This is a genomic window from Pseudomonas sp. LP_7_YM (assembly GCF_004364435.1).
Lineage (GTDB): Bacteria > Pseudomonadota > Gammaproteobacteria > Pseudomonadales > Pseudomonadaceae > Aquipseudomonas.
The window spans coordinates 640,602-661,383 of record NZ_SOCT01000001.1 but is presented as its reverse complement, the minus strand read 5'-3'; the positions used below and the strand labels follow the sequence as shown (position 1 = coordinate 661,383).

Sequence of the window (20,782 nt, the reverse complement as noted above, 5' to 3'; positions counted from 1 at the left end):
ACAAATGCCCGTCATGAGAGCCATCGAAGCCGCCGTTCTGGTGATGCGTCGCGAAGGCGTTGATACCGCGTTCGGTATTCCCGGCGCTGCCATCAACCCGCTTTATGCCGCGTTCAAGACGCTCGGCGGCATCGATCATGTGCTGGCGCGCCACGTCGAAGGCGCCTCACACATGGCCGAGGGTTACACCCGGGCCATCGCTGGCAACATCGGTGTATGCATCGGCACCTCCGGTCCTGCCGGTACCGACATGATTACCGGCCTGTACTCGGCCTCGGCTGACTCGATCCCCATTCTGTGCATCACTGGCCAGGCGCCCCGTGCCCGCCTGCACAAGGAAGACTTCCAGGCGGTCGACATCGCCAGCATCGCCGCGCCGGTTGCCAAATGGGCGACCACGGTCATGGAACCGGGCCAGGTGCCCTACGTATTTCAGAAAGCGTTCCAACTAATGCGCAGTGGTCGCCCCGGCCCGGTGTTGATCGACCTGCCATTCGACGTACAGATGGCCGAGATCGAGTTCGACATCGACGCTTACGAACCGCTGCCGGTCATCAAGCCGCAGGCCAGCCGCAAGCAGATCGAAAAAGCCCTGGCGATGCTCAACACCGCCGAGCGCCCTCTGATCGTGGCCGGTGGCGGCGTGATCAACGCCGATGCGTCGGCCGCACTGGTGGCGTTCGCCGAGCTGACCGGCATCCCGGTGATTCCGACGCTGATGGGCTGGGGCGCGATTCCCGACGACCATCCACAGATGGCCGGCATGGTCGGCCTGCAGACCTCCCACCGCTACGGCAACGCCACGCTGCTGGAATCGGACCTGGTGCTGGGCATCGGCAACCGCTGGGCCAACCGCCACACCGGCACGGTGTCGGTGTACAGCGAGGGGCGCAAGTTCATCCATGTCGACATCGAACCGACGCAGATCGGGCGGGTGCTGATGCCGGACCTGGGCATCGTTTCCGACGCCGGTGCCGCGCTGTCGATGTTGCTTGAGGTCGCTGGCGAGTGGCACACCGCAGGCCAGCTCAAGGACCGCAGCCAGTGGCTCGCCGGTTGCCAGCAACGCAAGCGCACGATGCAACGCAAGACCCACTTCGACAACATGCCGGTCAAGCCGCAACGTGTGTATGAGGAGATGAACCGCTACTTCGGCAAGGACACCTGCTACGTCAGCACCATCGGTCTTTCGCAAATCGCAGGCGCGCAGTTTCTGCATGTCTACAAACCTCGCCACTGGATCAACTGCGGTCAGGCAGGCCCCCTGGGCTGGACCATTCCGGCAGCGCTGGGCGTGGTCAAGGCCGACCCGAGCCGCAATGTCGTGGCGCTGTCCGGCGACTATGACTTCCAGTTCATGATCGAAGAGCTGGCCGTGGGCGCGCAGTTCAAGCTGCCGTACATCCACGTGGTGGTGAACAACTCGTACCTGGGGCTGATTCGTCAGGCGCAACGCAACTTCGATATCGATTACTGCGTGCAGCTGGCGTTCGACAACATCAACGCCCCTGAACTGGAAGGTTATGGCGTGGACCACGTCGCCGTGGCCGAGGGCCTGGGGTGCAAGGCGATCAGGGTCAGCGATCCGGCACACCTTCAGGCGGCGTTCGCCGAGGCGTCGAGCCTGATGCAGCAGTACAGCGTTCCGGTGGTGGTCGAGGTCATCCTCGAGCGCGTCACCAACATCGCCATGGGCACCGAGATCAACGCGATCAACGAATTCGAAGCACTGGCTCAAAGCCGCGCCGACGCCCCGACCGCCATCAGTCTGCTGGACTGAGCGGCGCCAGCACACAACCAAAAGAAGGAGCACGCCATGCCACGTCTTTGCGCCAACCTGTCCATGCTGTTCACCGAGCTGGACTTCCTGCAACGCTTCAAAGCCGCCGCCGACGCCGGGTTCAGTGGGGTTGAGTATCTGTTTCCGTACGCCTTCAGCTCGGCCCAGATCAAGGCCGAACTGGAGGCCAATCGGCTGAGCCAGGTGCTGTTCAACCTGCCCGCAGGGGATTGGGCCAAGGGCGAGCGCGGCATTGCCTGCCACCCGGACCGGGTCGAGGAGTTCTATGCCGGGGTCGACCTGGCCATCGCCTACGCCAAGGTGCTGGGCAACACCCAGATCAATTGTCTGGCGGGGATCAAGCCCCAGGGCTTCGATGAGGCATTGGTTGAGAAAACCTTCGTCGACAACCTCAAATATGCCGCTGACAGGCTGCAGGCTCAGGGGATCGATCTGGTCATGGAGATGATCAATACCCTGGACATTCCGGGCTTCTACCTGAACACCACGGCTCAGGCCCTGGCGATTCGGGACAAGGTCGGCAGCCGCAACCTGTCGTTGCAGTACGACATCTATCACATGCAGATCATGGAAGGCGATCTGGCCCGCACCCTTGAAAAAAACCTGCCGGTGATCCGCCACATACAGCTGGCAGACAACCCTGGGCGGCATGAACCGGGCACCGGCGAAATCAACTACGGCTTTTTGTTCGCGCATCTGGACGCGCTGGGTTATCGGGGCTGGGTCGGGTGCGAGTACAAGCCGCTGACCACCACCGAGGCAGGATTGGGCTGGTTGAAAACCCACAACCTGATATGAGCCTTCGGCAGATTCGCGCGGCAAACTTGCGGCTGTACCCCTGCACAAAAAAGAGAGGTCACTATGGCTAACATCGGATTCATCGGCACCGGCATCATGGGCCTGCCCATGGCAGAAAACCTGCAGAAAGCAGGTCACCAGTTGTTCCTGTCCAGCCACTATTCGGCACCTGCGGCTTCGCTGCTCGAAGGCGGCGCGAAGGTGTTGGGCAATCCGCGAGAAGTGGCACAAGAAGCCGAGTTCATCATTGTCATGCTGCCTGACACACCTCAGGTCGACGACGTGCTGTTCGGTGAGAACGGCCTGAGTGAAGGGACTGGCGCGGGCAAGGTCGTGATCGACATGAGTTCGATCTCGCCTTCGGCCACCAAGGCGTTTGCCGAGAAAATCATCGCTACCGGTGCACAGTACCTCGATGCCCCGGTCTCGGGCGGTGAAGTGGGAGCGAAGGCCGCCACCCTGAGCATCATGGTCGGCGGCGATCAAGGCACTTTCGACCGCGCCTTGCCCCTGCTGCAGACCATGGGCAAGAACATCACGCGAGTGGGAAGCAATGGCGACGGCCAGACCGCCAAAGTCGCGAACCAGATCATCGTCGCCCTGAACATTCAGGCGGTGGCAGAGGCCCTGCTGTTCGCCTCGAAAAACGGCGCGGATCCGGCGAAGGTACGTGACGCCTTAATGGGTGGCTTTGCCTCTTCGAAAATCCTCGAAGTCCACGGCGAGCGCATGATCAAGGGCACGTTCAACCCAGGCTTTCGCATCGCCCTGCACCAGAAGGACCTCAACCTGGCGCTCGAAGGCGCGCGTGAACTGAGCCTCAACCTGCCCAACACCGCCAACGCCCAACAAGTCTTCAGCACCTGCGCGGCACTGGGCGGCAGCGGCTGGGATCACTCAGGGCTGATCAAAGGCCTGGAGCACATGGCCAACTTTTCGATTCGGAGTGACCACCAGCCTGAGTAACGCAGGCGATCCGGAAAAAGCCTTAGACGCAACGCTGTGTCTGTGGACCTCCGACGTCTCCTACAGGGTGGAGACGCCGGAGTTTTACCACGACAGCGAACGTGCAAGGCACCTTGGGGTACACGGTGTTCGCTACAACGATGTGGATGATGACCGGCCCATGTCACAGCTGAACCGTCATTCATCCCTACCAGGTACACCCACACGCTATTTTTTGACTTTTACATTCGTGGCTATGTACCCATCCGACTTCTCAGGGTCGCGCTCCCTGCTGAACGTCACACTTGCGCCAACATCGGGAAGCTCTCCGTCGCGGCGAGAATCCCACATGAAGTAAATCTCGTCATCATCATCCTTGTCTGCTGGATCGTACTTGATCCAGCCGAAGCTTTGCTTGAGGTTTCGCTTTACCACTTTCCCTGTGAATTGACTCATGATCATCACCTATTGTTTCGTTGATGCAGCCCCTGTGAATACCCGACAGCAATGGCCGCTGGCTTGCCGCCGTCCGAGAACGGAAATTGGCTCAGCCGCTCAATCCAAGTGCCGTCCAGAGTTCGTATCGAGGCCTGATATGACGAGGCTTGTAAGGGTTATTGCCGCGAAGGCTGGCGCGTGCTTGCGAGCTGATGGATGAGGAATCATCCCCTTCGGCCAGCGCTATGGACGACTCCAGCGTTCCTCGCAGGATATTGACTTCAATGGCCAACCCTTCGATTTCATTGACCCTGGAGACGAAACGCGAACGGTTGGCCCACTCATAGAGCCTGGCCGGCCGCCCTGTCAGGTTGAGGGGGTCCGGGCCGTCCCAATAGCTTCTCAGCTTGCCGGCCCACCCACTTCTGTCATAGGTCGGCATCGGCTCAAGCGGTGCGGCAGGGGCATCGAGGTAATCGCCCACCCTGCGCATGAATGTGCGCAGGCGCATGCGTAATGGGAAGCGCGTGGCACCCAGTTGAGCGTTGTAGATCCGGGTGAGGCGTCCTTGACCTCTGAAGAGTCGGACAACGCTGCGACCGAGTGCTTTTGCCCCGCGCCCTATCAGGCGTACCGTGCGTCCGACCGCGCTGATCGTCTGCTTGAGCAGACTGACGCCCGCCTTGATCGTCCCCATGAAACAGGCTGCGGACAGCACACCCACCGCCATCGAGGCAATACCCAGGGCTTTGGAAAGTTCCGGATTCAACTCTGCGGTCAGCACCGAGGCCACCTCCAGCCCGAACGAAGCGGCGCTCAACGCCGTCAATGCACCGAACAGCAACATGGAGGCCGTTCCCCCGGAAAAAACCGTTGCAGCAACGCCTACAACCGTCAACACCAACGACAGGGCCAGCCCACGCCATTTGCCACCGACCTCCATGGCCTGAGTGTCCTTAAGCTCCTGGTCGAGGTTTTGCATGACCAGATTCTGCTCCCAGCGGCTGAGCATGATTGCGCCACTGGGGTCATGCAGGTTGACCGGGTCCGGGCAGTGCTGGTAGGGGTTGTGACCGCCCTCGCCGACCGGGGCCAGCCAATCGGGCTGAGCGTAACGGCACAGCGTCGGGTCGTAGCTGCGGTAACCATTGCCGGCATGGTATTGGCCTGTGACCGGGTCGCGGCGCATGCCGTTATAGCCGACGCCCACCCCGTCCAGCACGGCGCCTTCGCCGAACGGCAACAATGGCGCCAGGCTGAGTTCGCCATCCTTGACCTGCCCGGCGACGCCGACCTGCGGATCATCAATCAGCCAACGCACCTGCTCCCCGTCATACTCGGCAAGCCCGGCCGAGAGGCTAGTGCGGCGAGTAACGGCCTGGTCCTTGTCGAACCAGACTTCGCCAATCAGCTCATCACCGTCGTAGCGCAGTTCACGGATGCTCTCATCCGCATTGACGTACTGCGCCGCCAAGCGTTGATAGCCGTCGTACTCATAGCGTGCCAGCGGCACATCGTCGGCATCGCTGACCTTGCTCAGTTGGCCGCAGGCGTTGTAGGCGAACCTCGGGCCCTGGATTTCAACGGCCTTGAGGTAGCCATTATCGCTCCAGGCCAGGGCTTCGGACTCGGTACCGCGCTGCACCGCAGTCATGCGCGTAGGGTCGGTGCTGTCGTCATAGCTGAACGCGCGGGTCACAACGGAATCATCGAAGCCGGTGGTCACGCAGCTGACGAGGTTGTTCAGCGCGTCCCACGTGAATACTTGCGCCTTGACCGCCTTGCCATCGGCGTCTTCAGGACAATGCGCCGCATCGTTGGCATCGCAGGTATAGCGTTGCAGTCGATCGAGTTCGTCGTAGCTGAAACATTCATTGGACCTGAGCAGGCCTCCCTCGTAACTCGCCTTGCTCGCCAGGCGACCATCTCCTCGCCAGGTCATGCGTTGCTCGAAGCGCGGCGCCCCGTTGTGTAAAAAGGTCCGCACCACCTCCTGGCCAAAGTCATTGTGCTCACTGAGCACCTGCCATTGCTCGCCGGCCTTCAGTGCCTGGACCTGACGCGATTGCAGTTGACCCAATGTGTCGTAGCGGTAAGCCACGTCCTCATGCTCCTGACAGGTACGCAGGACACGTCCTTCGTTATCGACGAAACCGCGCTGCCAATGGCCGTCGCTGCGAAGCGTAGCCACAGTGGTGCCCCGCAGGCTTCGCCACTCGGCACTTTGCGATTCGCCGCGCGGCGTGGTTTGCGCCTCCTTGATGCGGCCAGGCAGGCTGGGGTGGGTAAAGCTGTGCTTCCAAATGTCGTTTGCGGTGCTGCCCGACGCCACGGTGGTGACACCCTCTTTGCGCGTCAGGCTGGCCACGGCGCTGTCGCTTGCGCCCCATTGGACCCCCTCGGCATCGACTCGCGTGTGTAAACGCGTTTTGTCGGGCAGGGTCACTGTGTCGTCATCGAAGGTGTAGGTCCGGCTGCCGACTTTGCGTGATTGCAACGTAGAATCGTTGGCCATTTTCTGGGTGACTACGACCTTGCCACCTACCTTGAGTTCGGTGATCTGGTTGCTGAAGCCATGATAGGTGCGCTCGATGAGGGTGCTGTCAGGTCGCGTTATCCGGGTGACTCGACCCAGTACGTCGCGCTCCAGGGCGTAGGTGCGCGTTTCGTCGCCGACGATACGCTCGCTGCCCACCACGCGGCCGTTCGAATCCAGACGTTGGCTCAGTTTCAGTTGCGGCTGACCGGTGCCGTCTGACAGGGTTTGCGTGCGTTCGAAGGTGCCATCGGTTTTGGTCAGGTACTCGGTGGTGCGTTGAGAGAGGCGGTGTTGGGACAGGCCTTGTTCAATGACTAACTTAACTTTTCTGCCTTCACCATTTTCCACTGTAAAAAGCATTGGATCAGACACATAGAAACCGCGCATTTCGGGATTCGAAACTCCATCGAGCAGTGAGAAGAAATTAAGAATATCAACATTTGTAAAATCCGGAATGGACTTTAGTTTTTTAAACTCCACTGGCAACTGCTCAATGGTGTAGCCCCCTTTCAGTACGCCCCCGTTCAAAATCTCACAGTCAACGTATTCTTTCACGTACATTACTGAGCCTCCTGGGAAAGGAGGAACTATTCTTTTCAACTTAAACCAAAACTCAGCTTGAGCTGCAATGCCCTGATCACCTTTCCGCCCCGCGATACCTTGCAATAATTTTATAAGCTTCAATGGATCATAAGTTCCCCATTCAAATATCTGAAGTCCCAATGTAAAGCCGTGGTTAATGATGCTTTCTATATCCTTTCCATTATTGTTTGATGACGACTCTCTTAATCCATACAGTTCCGTCAGGACGGCGAAGAACTCTAAAGCCGTCTGTCTGTCTGCCCCCCCGATGCCCGCATAGTAAATTTCGAGGTCTCGTGCTTTGTCTAGCTTAACTGATCGAGTTTTAGCTTCATTCGCCTCTTTCTCAACATCCGCCGCCCCCCGCTCGCTCACCCAAGGCTGACGCCCCTGCTGCGGCTGCGCCTGAGCCCTTTCGACAACGGCCTGACCACCCGGCAAATAATCCCACTCGCAACTGCCCATCACTTGCGACTCATCCAGCCCTTGCAGAGAACATTCATACAGCGGCAGATAACCCTGAGAGCCGGCCCTTCGCCACTCGCTGCGCCATGTCCGCTGCAAGCCGTCCAGGTATGCACGGCTTTCGTCGCCGTTGCCATGGATTTGGGTCGCTACCTTGCCATCCGAGGAATATTGTGTCTCGGTGCGTGCATCCGCTTTCTGGTCATCGGCCCTGCCTTTTTTGCCTGGCTTGAGTCGATACTGCGCTTCATCGACCACACGCCCGGCGGCGTCGTACGCCCACGTCGTCTCGATACCTTGCTCGACTCGCTCCAGGCAACGCTGGCTGTAACGTGAACACCGCTCGGTACTGACCGCCTGGCTGCCAGCCTGTGTTTTTGAAATCGTGCGCACCACAATAAACGCGTTGTTAGGGTTGTCTTCGCAGATGCGCGTGGTTTCCAGCGAAAAGTTAGCAGTGCCCAGATGAGTCAGTTGTTTATCGGTGAGGGTCCACTCCCTGACTTTGCTCTCACCGCCGGGCGTCGTCTTGGCGGTCACTGGCGAGACGGTATTGACGCGCTGGCGCCATAGCACCTCACCGGCGGTCTTGACCCACGCGATGGTACTGAGAAACTGCCCGTCGAATGTGCCATTCACGCCTATCCCTTCAATGACTACCTGTTGCTCAAGCTCGAGGAATGTCCTGCCGTCACGCTGCACCGAGCGATAGCCAAAGAGCTTCAAACCAAGGGAGTTGCCGAAGTCGTCACATTGATACTCGGCCATCAGCGGGCGCAGGGCATAATCAGGTAGCTTGGGGCAGCTCAATTGCGGCACATCCGATACGCCGCTCAGGCCGTTCAGCGTAGCAGCACTGACGATGTTCTCCCCGCCACCGGCCGGGTAGTAGGCGCTGTGAAGGGTGTGATGACCCTGCGTAACCAGTTTTATCGGCAGGCCATCGTCGCTCTGCTCGGTGATCAACATATCGATCGCCTTGCCCAGTGCCGGACGCTGCGACGCCGGACAGACCCGTAGCAATGACTCGATGGAACTGATCAAACGCCTGCGGCTTCGCAGGCCGTAGCTCCAGACGAGCTCGACGATAGCCTGTTGAGACTTGACCTGCTGCTGGCCCAGGAGCAGCACTGCTTTGTCGTCCCTGATGCCCAGCTTGATCTGTTCAATTGCCTTGACCAGATCATCCCCGTACCCCGTGTAACGAATAACCTGAGCCTTGGCCGATTGCCGTGCCTTGAACTCCAGCCATTGGCTGTCGGCCGACGCCGAGCCCGCCACCAGCTCCTGACGCTGTATCTGATCGTCGAGGCCGAACACCTGCAGGTGATGCTCTCGTGCCCCATGCGCACCGCGCTCGCCCTCGACGATGTACAACTGATCCGATGTGTCCAGCAGACGACCGGTATAGCGGTAGGTATTGACCTGATTTTCTTGCCCATCACCCGGAATCAATGCATGCAGCACAGCCTGAGGCCAAAGGGGTTTACCTGTTCCCCGAATGCCTGGCCTGTATTGCACGCATTCGACCGATCCATCGAGTTCCGTCAACCGACACAGCACCCGATCCAGGGTTGGATCGTCGGCATAGTCACAATCGACCTGCTGAATGATCGTCTTGGTTTGTTCCTCTGTTTTTTCCTGCGTGCGCGTGAGTGTGTGCAATAAATAGCTCTGCAATCGCAGTTTGACCTCGAAGCGTTCATCGCTCGTCGGCCAGACCTGCATGTTCACCTGTGCATTGGTTTCGTCCGGGGTAAGGTATTCGGCAGTGAAGAGCGCTTCTTCCCCGCTCTGGATGGCCATGAGCAGAAATTGCCCTTTCTGGCGCTTCCACTCCAGGTCCAACCCTTCGCCATACAGCGAGACGATGCGTGAGGGCAGCAGTTGCACGAAGGGCCGTTCGTAATAGGCAATACGCTCGTCCAGTTCCTTGACGCTGCCATGTTTTTCCCAGGCGCTGAGGACTTCGTCGTAATCGAGCTTGGCGCCGATGTAATAGGCGGCCGGTGAAAGAACGAGAAGCACCCACTGAGTCCAGTGCGCGGGAACCGCAGGGAAATTCGGTTTACTTTTCCCCTTGATAGCCTTGAGCATCTTGATGATGCGCTCGACAAATGCGGCGTTTGGTTCCTCCTCGTCGCTGCCCTCTGCGCCCGGTTTGCTCAGGACCTCCCGGCGACCACTGGGCAGGTCGAGCGTGACCTGGCTGTAATCCTTATTGGATTGCACCAGGCAGTGGTTTTTTTTCAGCGGTTTTTCTTCACCAAGCCCCTGCCACTCCTCGCTGGTAAACGTGATCCGCATGCCGTTGGCCAACGTCAGGCAACGGTCACGCACATTCAGGCTGGAAAAGCGCCAGGCCCAGCCATCGCCAAGCCCCGCCTCGTTGCCGCGCAAGGCCGAGTAATGCAAGGTCAGATCGCAGATCGGGCCGAGCCCGCTCAGGCCTTGCAACGTGGCGATCGGGTAATGGGCGTGGAACAGCCCGGTGCGTGGGTCCACGCCACTTTCACCCTGACCAAGCGTGTCGAAGATTTCGGAGCGCTCGGTATTACCGTAGTCCTCGCACAGTAGACTGGTCGGCGAGTAAGGGGTCAACGCGCTGGATGGGGTGTACGAGACCGGCTGGGGTGCCTGCCAGAATTGCGTTTCGCTAAAAGCACCGATATGGCCGATGGTTCGTTCTACCCCGCCGTAGAGGCTCACGGGATAGTCCAGGGTGACCTCATAGGTGCATCGCCTGGCCAGTGCGCCCCAAGTGATTCTGTGGGCCGTCACTGAAATCGGCCAGGGCCCATCCTCAGCAGCCACCCCCTCACTCGATACCACCGGCACACAGGTGGCTATACGTATGCCGTCGTTCACGGCAGCGCGGTTCAGACGAAACTCAAGCTCACCGGCATGAATATCGGCGGTTATCCGCAATGAGCCGGTGGTTGAGACGAACGTCACCGTGGGCAAAGCGGATGCAGTCGTCGCTGCAGATTCAACGTCGGCAGCGACGGGATCGAGATCGACCTGCAGTTCGCAAAAGCGCGGCATCCAGATATCGGCGTCACCCTGGGCCTGGCTTGCCGGTTGCACGTGCAGCTCCGGCCAAGCCTGATCTTTGAGGAAATTGATTAGCGCGTCGCGCCAGGCGTGTTGATCGAACTCACTTTCATCTTCTGGCGCAGGGGTGAATACCGCGGCATGCAGCACCTGCCCGCTGAAAGGATGGCGCACCGTCACCTGAAGATCGTCAGTCGTTTGCGATCCTTCCGGTAGTTCAAGTGCAAGCCCCGCGGACCGATTGCCCGCATCTGGCAGGGAAGTGAAAATGCGCAGCGCGTCACCCCGTTGCCAGAGCCCAAGGCCGTCGGTGGACGTGACCTTGAGGTTATCGTCAGTTGGGCTGGAAATACCGGCTCGCAGGTAGGCCGACACGTCTGATGTATTCAAAGCCGTGGCCCACGCTGTCAGCCATTTTTCGCTGCCCCGTTGGGCGGTACTCGGGGTCCATTCATGCTGAGCCAGCAAGCGGTGGGAAAACGCATCGTAGACCCAGGCGTGTAGCGTGGTTCCTGCTTCCAGTGCCCGCGCGCTCTCCAGTTTGCGGCTTTCCCACCAGTTCGCCAGCGTCAGCGTGACGCTCAGCTCGGCGCATTGCGGCCCCCAGAAAGCGTTGCCATGGTCGGCGGGCGTTACCTCGCAACCTCCGCTCAGAACCCCCGCACGCAGCAGATGACTGTCACGATTGATTTGCTCGCACAGAAGCCTGGACCAACCTGCCCCGGCCTGCTCCCCGGCAGCCTGGAAGAAATGCTGCTCGAAGAGCGCCTGGGTCTTCAGGTCGCGCACCTGCAGGCAAAGGGTCTGTCCAACGGTCAACTGGAAGCGGTCATCACAGGCCAGTACCTGGACCAGGTTGGCGGTGAACGGCGCGTTAGTGAATGCGCGGTACTTCGCATGGCACCAAAGGCGCAACGACGCCGTTGCGGTCGAGAAGGTATTGTCCTCACGCCACGCCCCGGCAGTCATTGCCGCGCCCTGGCTGGCAATGGATTGGGCAAATGCCTCAGGCCATTGGTCGTCCTGGAGCATGCTCGCCTGCGCAACGCAGTCGAACCGGCTGATCTGGCCATCGCGACGATTGACCAGAAACGCACTCAGTGTCTCACCGTCAGCCAGCGCTCGGTCGCCCTTGATCGGCACCGTGCTATACCAGCCGTCGTCGACGCTGCCTGCACGCTCCAGCGTGAAGTCGTTCATGTCAGGCAAGTAGCCGTCGGGCTGGGTGGTAATCAGGTAAGGAACGGCAAACGGTTCGACCGTCTGTCGTCTGACTTCAGCTGTAGGTTCACCGTTATTTTGTGCGGAGGGAGGTTGTGCGAGCTCAGCGGCTGGTGGACTCTTATCCCTTGCGGGTGGAACAGGCTCGACCTCAACTGCAGGCTCAGGGTCAGCTGGCGCGGATGGAAGTTTGGCAGGGTCGACACCCCGCAAGGCGTACATATTTTCGATATAAGAAACCAGAACATCATCGACGTCTTCATTCACGCCACGTGCGGCGCTCAGCAGTGGCAGCGCGATCGAAAGGGAAGCATAAGTCGCGCGACTCTCTTTATTGGCGTAAAGATCCAGATAAAAATTCAATTGGTGAAACGTTTTAGACTCCACACTTCGAACCTGTTTCACACAGCCGAAAAGATAGTCTCCGTCGAACATCTCGATCAACAACGGTCCACTGTCAGGTGATAATTCGAGTCGATCCGGTTCCGCAATAGCAACCGCTCCCGCGTTGATGAGCAAACTTAGCTGCCTGGCTTCTTCACTTTTCCTGAGATCAACTTGCGGGATCCTTTTAATATCCTCATACGCCACGCGCTTTTGTTCTTCCGCTCCGGGTAAATAAAGCACGATGTCCGGGCCATCAGCCCGGGCATAAGTGTATTGCTTGCCGTTTAATTCAATGAGTTCGTCGGCTTTTAAAAATTTTTTAATTTCACGTCGTGTGTAGGCCATCCTGGCAGTCCTCTGAAACGTTGTGGCTATCCAATAGTTGCGCACGCAGATGCAGCCAAGTCGCAGTCAGGATCACTGAATGCGCCTCAAGCACGTCGGACGATCTTCAGAAGGCATTGCACGCGTTACATTGACGTAACGGACAAAACTGATGGGTGCGCAGGCCCTATAAAAAGGCCCCGTCAGAAAAGTGTAGTCATGGAATTTCACGCTCGGGGCAGAAACATCAATAATATGACGAGCGGCATGTCTCCACACCGTCAACAATCGATTTACCGCCGCCTGCACATTTGCGGCTTCATCGGCATGTTCAATTGAGCTCAAACCGCCGCCCTTTCTCGCGCCGCCACTCCATGAACGGTAACTCCCTGCCGCGCGTGCGCGGCGCCCGGCAGGTTCATCCACCGGCATGCGCCCGGTCGATTCGTTGCAGCAAACTGGCAACGGTCTGCTCCAGGGCGCCTGAGTTGTCGAGCAGGATAATCGTAGGGTTGTCGGCCAGCAGGTCGTCGGAAAACTGCGCATTGCGCGACAGCCGAGCCTTGATCTCTTCGACCGACTCCCGGCCTCGGGTCAGCAGGCGTTCGCGCAGCACTGCCTGATCGACATTCAGCAGCACCACCAGCAGATCGGGATAGCGCGCTCGGGCCTGTGACAGATGACCGCGAGAGCCATTGATCAGCACGTCATGTTCTTCGGATAGCCACAGATCGATTTCTTTCGGAATGCCGTAATGCAGGCCGTTGGCGAACCAGCTCAGCGCGAACTTGCCCTGGGCCTGCATAAGATCGAAATCTTCGACACTGACAGCCTGCGCCGCCTCACCCTTGGCCTCCGCCGAACGGGTGATGACCCGGCGCACAATCCGGCAGCCGCGCAGCGCCATGGGTTCGCGCGCCGCATCGAGCAGGCTGTCCTTGCCCGAACCGGACGGTCCGATGAGATAGATCAACCTGCCTGCCATCAGAAACCCTCTTCGTTTTTCGCCACCCCCGCTCGATCACTGGCATGTGCCTGCGGCGCGAGGGTGAATCAGGTGGGTCCCGGGCCAGCACGGATTCGCGGCGAACATGCAACTCCGCCAGGCGCGCGGACGCCGGAGTCACCGTGGTCATGGCCCGCTTCCTGCCATTTATCGATCCATTGCGCTGAGCCCGCAGTGCAAAAACCGCTGCAGCACAATGACCGGATAATAATCGCTGCCAAGAATATCCAGTAGCACTTCTTGCAGCGGACTCACCGCGGCTATTCTGTGGTTTGCGACAGCGCCGGTCCCTATCACACCTCATGCAAGGCCTGCTATGAACTGGACGCACAGCCTCATCGTCCTACTCTTCGGCGTCGTGTCGCTGAACAGCCACGCAGCAAACCAGGAGGCCCACCCTTTGGCCGAAACCGGCTCTGCCCATTACCGCTTCGAGCGAATGAACATCGACTCCCACGACGGCCAGCGTCATTACCGCCTGGACATCGGCATTCCTCGCAGACCGCCCGTCTCCACGGGCTATCCGGTGATGTACCTGCTGGACGGCAATAACGTCATGGCCCAGTTGCAGGAAGCATGGCTCGGCGAGCTTGCGACAGGCACCCCGCCGCTGCTGGTGATGATCGGCTACGACATCGACGGTACCTACGACGGCGAGCGGCGTACACGAGACTACACCGGGGCGACGTCCGGGGCGTTTTTGCAATTAATTGAATCGAACATAAAACCCGAGGTTCAGGCGCACTACAGCGTTGATCTCTCGCACCAGACGTTATGGGGCCATTCATTTGGCGGACTGCTCGTGCTATCTGCGCTGTTACAGGAACCTGCGGCATTTCAGACTTGGTTCGCTGCCAGCGCGTCACTCTGGTATCAGCCGGTCACGTTCTATAACGTCATGGCGCTCAACGCATTCCCGACAGGTTTAGCGCGTACGGTTCGACTGATCATCGGAGAAAGAGAAGGCAAGCCGCCTATCGCACAGTTCGATGGCGGCTCGCCGGAGCGAAGAAAGGCAATGGCAGCTATACCCCGCGATGCCAATCGCCTGCTGGCCGAGCATTTGGCGACGCTGCCCGGCACAGAGGCCAGTTACCAACAATTCAATGGTCGCAATCACGGGCAGATGTTTGGCACGGCCTTGCATCTGGGGTTGCGCCGGGCTGCCGGATTGCCCGAGCAGCCTTGAGCGACGAGATGTCTGGTCGCAAAACCATACCCTAAGCTTTGCGCCGGGTCGCCTCCCTGACGGACTCTGACCCGGCGTATTCGCCAGCAAGCAGGCTCTCGCAAAAGAGCCGGCTGCCGCAGGCAGACGCGGTTGTTCAGATGCGGAACGTGCCCACCAGATGCTGCAAGCGTGCCGCCTGATGCTCCAGGTGAGTACAGGCATCCAGGGTGGACTTCAGGTTGTCGACCCCTTCCTGGTTCAAGGTGTTGATCTCGGTGATGTCGACGTTGATCGATTCGACCACCGCCGTCTGCTCCTCGGTCGCCGTTGCCACCGACTGGTTCATGCCGTCGATCTCGCTGATGCGGCGGGTCACGCTGTTCAGGCGCTCACCTGCCTGATTGGCGATGGTCACGCTGCTCTCGCTCTGGCGCTGGCTTTCGGTCATGTTGGCCACGGCATCCCGCGCGCCGACCTGCAGCTCTTCGATCATGCCCTGCACTTGCTGAGCGGAATCCTGAGTGCGGTGCGCCAGGTTGCGCACCTCATCAGCCACCACCGCAAAGCCGCGCCCGGCCTCACCGGCACGGGCCGCTTCAATGGCGGCGTTGAGCGCCAACAGGTTGGTCTGCTGGGAAATGCCGGTGATCACCTCAAGGATCTGACCAATATTGGCGGTCTTGTTGTTCAGCGTTTCGATGTTGACGCACGACTCGCTGATCTTCTCCGACAATTGATTCATCGCCTTGATGGTCTGGGTCACGACCCCCTGGCCTTCGCTGGCCAGCTGCGTGGCTTCACTGGAATGCTGCGAGGCCAGCGCCGCGTTCTGGGCGATTTCCTGAGCCGCGGCCCCCAATTGATTGATCGCGGCAGCAACGCTATTGGTGCGGTTGGATTGCTGATCGGAGTTGCTCATGGACGAGTTGGACGCGCCGACCACACGGGCCGCGACTTCACCGAGCTGGCCGGCAGTAGACGCCACCTCGCGGATCGAGCCGTGAATACGCTCTACGAAGCGGTTGAACGACTGCGCCAGGGCACCGAACTCGTCCTGCGAGACGATAGACAGGCGCTTGGTCAGGTCACCCTCGCCATCGGCGATGTCCTGCATCGCACGGCCCATCTGGTGCAGCGGCTGCATCAGCACCCGAATCAGCAGCCCGAGCAGCAAGATGATGATGGCCACGGCGATGACCATCGCGGTGATGGCCGAAGTGCGAAATTCGCTGAGCATCGAATAGGCGGTGTCGCGGTCGAGCACCAGCGCCACGTACCAGTTGGCCGACGACAAGCCTTCGACCTTGGTGAACGAGATGAACTGCGCCTTGCCGCCGGACTCGATTTCAGACACGCCCGGTGCGATCTTCGGCGCGCCGTTTGGATAGGCCTCGCTGACGTTCTTGAGCAGCAGCTTGCTGTCCGGATGGATCAGGATCTTGCCGTCGGCGCTGACGATATAAGCGTATCCATGGCCACCGAAGTTCAGCGAGTTGATGGTCTTGCTGATGGCCTCCAGCGAAATGTCCGCCCCCGCGACGCCGATCATCTGTCCCTGCTGACGCACCGGCGTGGCCAGGGTGACCACCAGTTTGCCGGTCGAGGCCGCGATGTACGGCTCGGTGACGATAATGCCTTGTGCGGCATCGGCAGCCTTGTACCAGCCACGGGCACGCGGATCGTAGTCGGCGGCGCGGTTACCGGCCGGCACCGAGACCATCACACCGTCCTTGCCACCGAAGTAACTGAGCTGGAAGTTGTCGGGGTACACCGCCAGCCCAATGGCGCGTTGCAGGCTGTCCGGCGCAGGGCCATCGGCGGCAATCCGTTGGGCCAGCGAGTAAAGCAGTTGAGTACGGCTGTCCAGCCAGATCTGGATGTTTTGCGTGGTCAGACTTCCCAGTTGTCGCAGTTCGGCATCCACATTGTTTTTCAAGGTCTCGCGCTGGCGATAATCGTTCACCAGAATAAAACAGGAAAAAGCGACAACAACTATCAGTGCAGCGGCCAACAGGATCTTTCTGCTGAAACCCAGACTTTTGATCATACGATTTTGTCCATAACCAAGAATGACAGCGACGGGAATGCGTAGCCGATCAGGCGCGCGCCGCGCTTTGTACGAGGTTAAGCGGAGAAAGGGAAGTCACGGCCTGAAATATAGTTCGGCCGTGCAGATGCGAAGTTGAGCACCGGTCGTCGAAGACATTGTTTCAGGGGGGCTATTACGAAGAATGTATCCAGAGCCTGTATAAAAACCGGGACATGTATCCAGTTCCGGTACAAACAGATGCTCGGACGGCATCCAGAAGCGAAGCCGTTAAAACCCTTTTTTCAACGCTACAGAGTGTCTACCTTTGGCCAGTGATCCTCTGCGGGAAGCATGCTCGCCAAGGCTGACTTGCAGAATCCGGATGTGTACGGCAGCCCTACTACCCCTTCGTGAGCAAGCTCACTCGCACAATGATCGGGTTGCCGCAGACATCTGATGCCATTGCGGGACCCTGTGTGGAGGTGAGCTTGCTGACGAAGATTGTCGATACTGGGAGGTGAAAGGGGATTATTTGGCAAACAACTGCCCGATATCCTTGAACGCCTTGAATTCCAGCGCGTTGCCACAGGGATCGAACAGAAACATCGTCGCCTGTTCGCCCACCTGACCCTTGAAGCGCACATAGGGCTCGATCACGAACTTCACGCCCTGCGCCTGCAAACGATCGGCCAGCGCTTCCCATTCCGCCCAGCCCAGGACTACGCCAAAGTGCGGCACCGGCACGTCATGGCCGTCCACCGCATTGCTGCCTGCGTGGGCTTGGGAATCGGTTTTCGGGTGCTCGTGAATCACCAGTTGGTGGCCGAAGAAATCGAAGTCCACCCAGCGCTCGCTGGAACGGCCTTCAGCCAGATTGAACACATTGGCGTAGAAGTTCCGTGCTGCCGCGAGGTCATGCACGGGAATGGCGAGGTGAAACGGCGATAGCTTTGCAGGAATATCGGTCACGGTTGATTCCTCTTGGCCGGATGCGGTCATCTTTATCCATTGAGTCGATGATTGAAAGATCCTGTGTTCGCGTCCGCGCAGGGCTGCCTCGATCAGCAAGGTGCCTGACGCGCTGACTCAGCCCGACTGCAAATGACACCTCACTCGCTCGCCGGTCTCAACGCCTTTGGCGGGCAGTAACGCCTGCGGTATTTCGCAGCCAGCCGTCGCCTTCGGGCAGCGGTCCCTGAAAAAGCAGCCCGTGGGCAGGTTGCGATTGCCCGGCAGCTCGGTCGGCGCCGAGACCTGCGCATCGTCGACCGCCACGCCCAGTCGCGGCACGGCCTCAAGCAGTAGTTGGGTATATGGATGTCGCGGCCGTTCCAGCACTTCGCTGGCGCTGCCCAGTTCGACGATCTGCCCCAGGTACATCACCGCCACCCGGTCCGCCATGTGCCGCACCACCGAGACGTTGTGCGAGATCAGAATATAGGTCAGGTTGCGGCTGCGTTGCAGCTCGGCGAGCAGGTTGAGTATCTGCGCCTGCACCGAGATGTCCAGTGCCGAGGTCGGTTCGTCCAGTACGATGATGTCCGGGTCGGATGACAGCGCCCGGGCAATGGCGATGCGCTGACGCTGACCACCGGAAAACTGATGGGGAAAGCGGTCCATGTACTCGGTGCGTATCCCCACCTGCGAGGCAACCCTGGCGGCGATGTCACGCATGTCGCGACGCGGCGCCGAGCGCTGCACGAACAAGGGTTCGGTGATCACCTTCCACACCGGCAGCCGCGGGTCCAGCGAGGATTGCGGGTCCTGGAAAACGATCTGTACGTTACTGCTGCGTTCGCCGGGGTTGTTGTAGATCCAGTCGAGCGTGCCTGAGGTCGGCTTGATCAGGCCCATCAGCAACTGCGCCAGCGTGCTCTTGCCGCAGCCGGACTCGCCAACCACGCCCAGGGTTTCTCCGGCACGCACCTGCAAATCAATACCGTTGAGGGCGTGAGCCACCGCCTTGGGGCGGCCCAGCCAGTCACTGCCCATCGGGTAATGCACGCGTACATCGTGCAGGCCGAGTAGGGTGTGGCGGCTTTTGCCGGCACGTGATTCAAGGGCTGCGCCGGTCATGACCGCGACTCCTGTACAGAAGAATGGGGGGCTGAGTGAGCGGCCTCGCTCAGCCAGCAGGCGCTCTTGCGATCTGCCGCGGCGTCAAGGGTGAACATGGGCGGACGTTGCAGGCATTTGGGCATGGCGAAGGCACACCGTTCACGAAAGGTGCAGCCTTCAGGCAGTGCCGACAGGTTGGGCACCTGGCCGGGAATGGTCATCAGGTTCCGACCTGGCTCGACCTGTTCCGGCAGGCCGCTGAGCAACCCTTGGGTGTAAGGATGGCGAGGGTCGGCCATGACCTGAGCAGTGACCCCCTGCTCCACCACCGCGCCAGTGTACATCACATACACCCGGTCGCAGAACTGCGACACCAGCGCCATGTCGTGGGTAATCAGCAGAATCGCCGTACCGCGCTGCCGGGCCTTTTCCCGCAACAGCAGCAACACCTGGCGCTGCACGGTCACGTCTAGCGCGGTGGTCGGCTCATCGGCGATCAGCAGCTTCGGATCGCAGGAAAACGCCAGGGCGATCATCACCCGCTGACGCATGCCCCCGGACAGCTCGAAGGGGTAGCTGTTCATCACCTGTTCGGGGTCGGCGATGTGCATGTCACGCAGCAGTGCGACAGCCTTGGCACGGGCGTCGGCCTTGCTCAGTTGCTGATGATGGATGATCACGTCGAGCATCTGCCGGCCAATGCGCCGCGTCGGGTTCAGCGCCGTCATCGGCTCCTGAAAGATCATCGCGGCGTCGCGGCCACGAACCTTGAGCAGGTCTTTTTCCCTGGCCGTCAGCATGTCGCGACCGAGGATACTCAAGCTGCCGCTTTTCACCTGATAGGCGCGTTCGGGCAGCAGGCGCAGGCTGAGCATCGCGGTCACCGATTTGCCGGAACCGGATTCGCCGATCACGCCGACGATCTCACCGGGATTGACGTGCAGCGACACGCCGTTCAGCGCCTTGACCGTACTTTTATAGGCCGGAAATTCGATGCTCAGGTTATCGATGGTCAGCACCGCAGCATTGCTGGCCGATGATGTGTGCAAAGGAGTCTGCATGGTCATCTCCCCTGCTGACGGGGGTCGAGCAGATCACGCACGCCGTCGCCCAAAAGATTGAAACCGGTAGCGGTGATCAGGATCGCCACCCCCGGAAAGGTCGAATACCACCATTGATCGAGGATGTAGTTGCGCCCCGTGGCGACCATCGCGCCCCACTCAGCCGTCGGCTGCTGTGCACCCAGGCCGATGAAGCCCAGCGCCGAGGCCATGAGAATGGCGCCGCCGATGTCCAGGCTCAGTTGCACCAGCAGCGGCGGCATGGCGTTGCGTGCCACGTGCCACAACACCATGTGCCAACGCCCGGCCCCGAACGTCTGGGCAGCTTTGACGTAGCCCATCTGACGAATGCTCAGCGCCTGACCGCGGGCCAGCCGTACGTAAAACGGGATGCGCACCAGGGTGATCGCCAGCATGGCGTTGAACAGGCTCGGCCCCAGTGCTGCCGCCAACGCCATGATCAGCACCAGCGACGGCACCGACAGCATGATGTCCATCAGGCGCATGATCAGCCCGTCGAAGCGGCCACCGATGATCCCTGACATGCAGCCCAGCAAGCCACCGGTGAAACAGGATGCAAAGGCGACGAACAGACCGACGCCCACAGACTGGCGGCTGCCGTACAGCACCCGGCTGAACAGATCGCGGCCCACTTCATCGGTGCCAAACCAGTGCGCGGCAGAAGGCGCGCCGAGCCGCTGGGTCAGATTCAGGGCATTGGGGTCGTGGGACGCCAGCCATGGGGCGAACGCCATCGCCAACAGAACGATCAAGGTAATGAGCAGGCCAGCCATGGTTAATGGGCTGCGACGTAGCTGGTGCGCCAGATACGCCAGCTTGTCCTGCCAGCGCGAGGCTTTCGGCAGGGACGCCACGACGGGCGCTGTGATCGGGGTAGACATC

General features: G+C 59.9%; 12 protein-coding genes and 1 pseudogene. 4 read left to right on the top strand and 9 right to left on the bottom strand.

The window, feature by feature from the left end:
- Positions 1-4 precede the first annotated feature (4 nt).
- The 3 genes from gcl (at position 5) to EC915_RS02990 (ending at position 3,565) form a co-directional block, all read left to right on the top strand.
- A complete protein-coding gene (gcl, locus tag EC915_RS03000) occupies positions 5-1,780 on the top strand; it encodes a glyoxylate carboligase (RefSeq protein ID WP_133749028.1) in 1,776 nt (591 codons plus the stop codon).
- A gap of 36 nt (positions 1,781-1,816) precedes the next feature.
- Entirely contained in the window at positions 1,817-2,599 is a 783-nt protein-coding gene (hyi, locus tag EC915_RS02995; protein WP_133749027.1) for a hydroxypyruvate isomerase, read from the top strand.
- A 63-nt stretch (positions 2,600-2,662) separates the two neighbouring features.
- Positions 2,663-3,565, top strand: a complete 903-nt coding sequence (locus tag EC915_RS02990; protein ID WP_133749026.1) for a 2-hydroxy-3-oxopropionate reductase — start codon at positions 2,663-2,665, stop codon at positions 3,563-3,565.
- A 207-nt stretch (positions 3,566-3,772) separates the two neighbouring features.
- Here the strand turns inward: EC915_RS02990 and EC915_RS02985 are convergent, their stop codons facing one another.
- From EC915_RS02985 to phnN, 3 genes are all read right to left on the bottom strand, one after another.
- Positions 3,773-4,000, bottom strand: coding sequence for a hypothetical protein (locus EC915_RS02985; RefSeq protein ID WP_133749025.1), 228 nt, complete (start codon positions 3,998-4,000; stop codon positions 3,773-3,775).
- Positions 4,001-4,091: 91 nt separating this feature from the next.
- The gene (locus EC915_RS02980; protein ID WP_133749024.1) at positions 4,092-12,230 is read right to left on the bottom strand and encodes an RHS repeat-associated core domain-containing protein; all 8,139 of its coding nucleotides are present in this window, start codon (positions 12,228-12,230) and stop codon (positions 4,092-4,094) included.
- Between the two features lie 742 nt (positions 12,231-12,972).
- On the bottom strand, positions 12,973-13,539 hold the full coding sequence (gene phnN, locus EC915_RS02975) for a phosphonate metabolism protein/1,5-bisphosphokinase (PRPP-forming) PhnN (RefSeq protein ID WP_133749023.1): 567 nt from the start codon (positions 13,537-13,539) through the stop codon (positions 12,973-12,975).
- 337 nt (positions 13,540-13,876) lie between these two features.
- On the opposite strand from phnN, the gene EC915_RS02970 reads away from it, so the two are divergent.
- The gene (locus tag EC915_RS02970; protein ID WP_133749022.1) at positions 13,877-14,749 is read left to right on the top strand and encodes an alpha/beta hydrolase; all 873 of its coding nucleotides are present in this window, start codon (positions 13,877-13,879) and stop codon (positions 14,747-14,749) included.
- A gap of 136 nt (positions 14,750-14,885) precedes the next feature.
- Here the strand turns inward: EC915_RS02970 and EC915_RS25540 are convergent, their stop codons facing one another.
- From EC915_RS25540 to ddpC, 6 genes and pseudogenes are all read right to left on the bottom strand, one after another.
- A complete protein-coding gene (locus tag EC915_RS25540; RefSeq protein ID WP_372237848.1) occupies positions 14,886-15,650 on the bottom strand; it encodes a methyl-accepting chemotaxis protein in 765 nt (254 codons plus the stop codon).
- Positions 15,651-15,743: 93 nt separating this feature from the next.
- Positions 15,744-16,778: pseudogene (locus EC915_RS25535) on the bottom strand (cache domain-containing protein); the annotation flags it as partial.
- 510 nt (positions 16,779-17,288) lie between these two features.
- Positions 17,289-17,720, bottom strand: coding sequence for a VOC family protein (locus tag EC915_RS02960; protein ID WP_256658657.1), 432 nt, complete (start codon positions 17,718-17,720; stop codon positions 17,289-17,291).
- A gap of 126 nt (positions 17,721-17,846) precedes the next feature.
- A complete protein-coding gene (locus tag EC915_RS02955; RefSeq protein ID WP_133749020.1) occupies positions 17,847-18,836 on the bottom strand; it encodes an oligopeptide/dipeptide ABC transporter ATP-binding protein in 990 nt (329 codons plus the stop codon).
- Positions 18,833-19,885, bottom strand: coding sequence for an ABC transporter ATP-binding protein (locus EC915_RS02950; protein ID WP_372237838.1), 1,053 nt, complete (start codon positions 19,883-19,885; stop codon positions 18,833-18,835). Before EC915_RS02950 ends, EC915_RS02955 begins: the two co-directional genes overlap by 4 nt.
- Positions 19,882-20,781 carry a D,D-dipeptide ABC transporter permease gene (ddpC, locus tag EC915_RS02945; protein ID WP_133749018.1) on the bottom strand — a complete coding sequence of 300 codons (900 nt, stop codon included), beginning with the start codon at positions 20,779-20,781 and terminating at the stop codon, positions 19,882-19,884. The genes EC915_RS02950 and ddpC overlap by 4 nt, the downstream gene beginning before the upstream one ends.
- Between the last annotated feature and the right edge of the window lies 1 nt (position 20,782).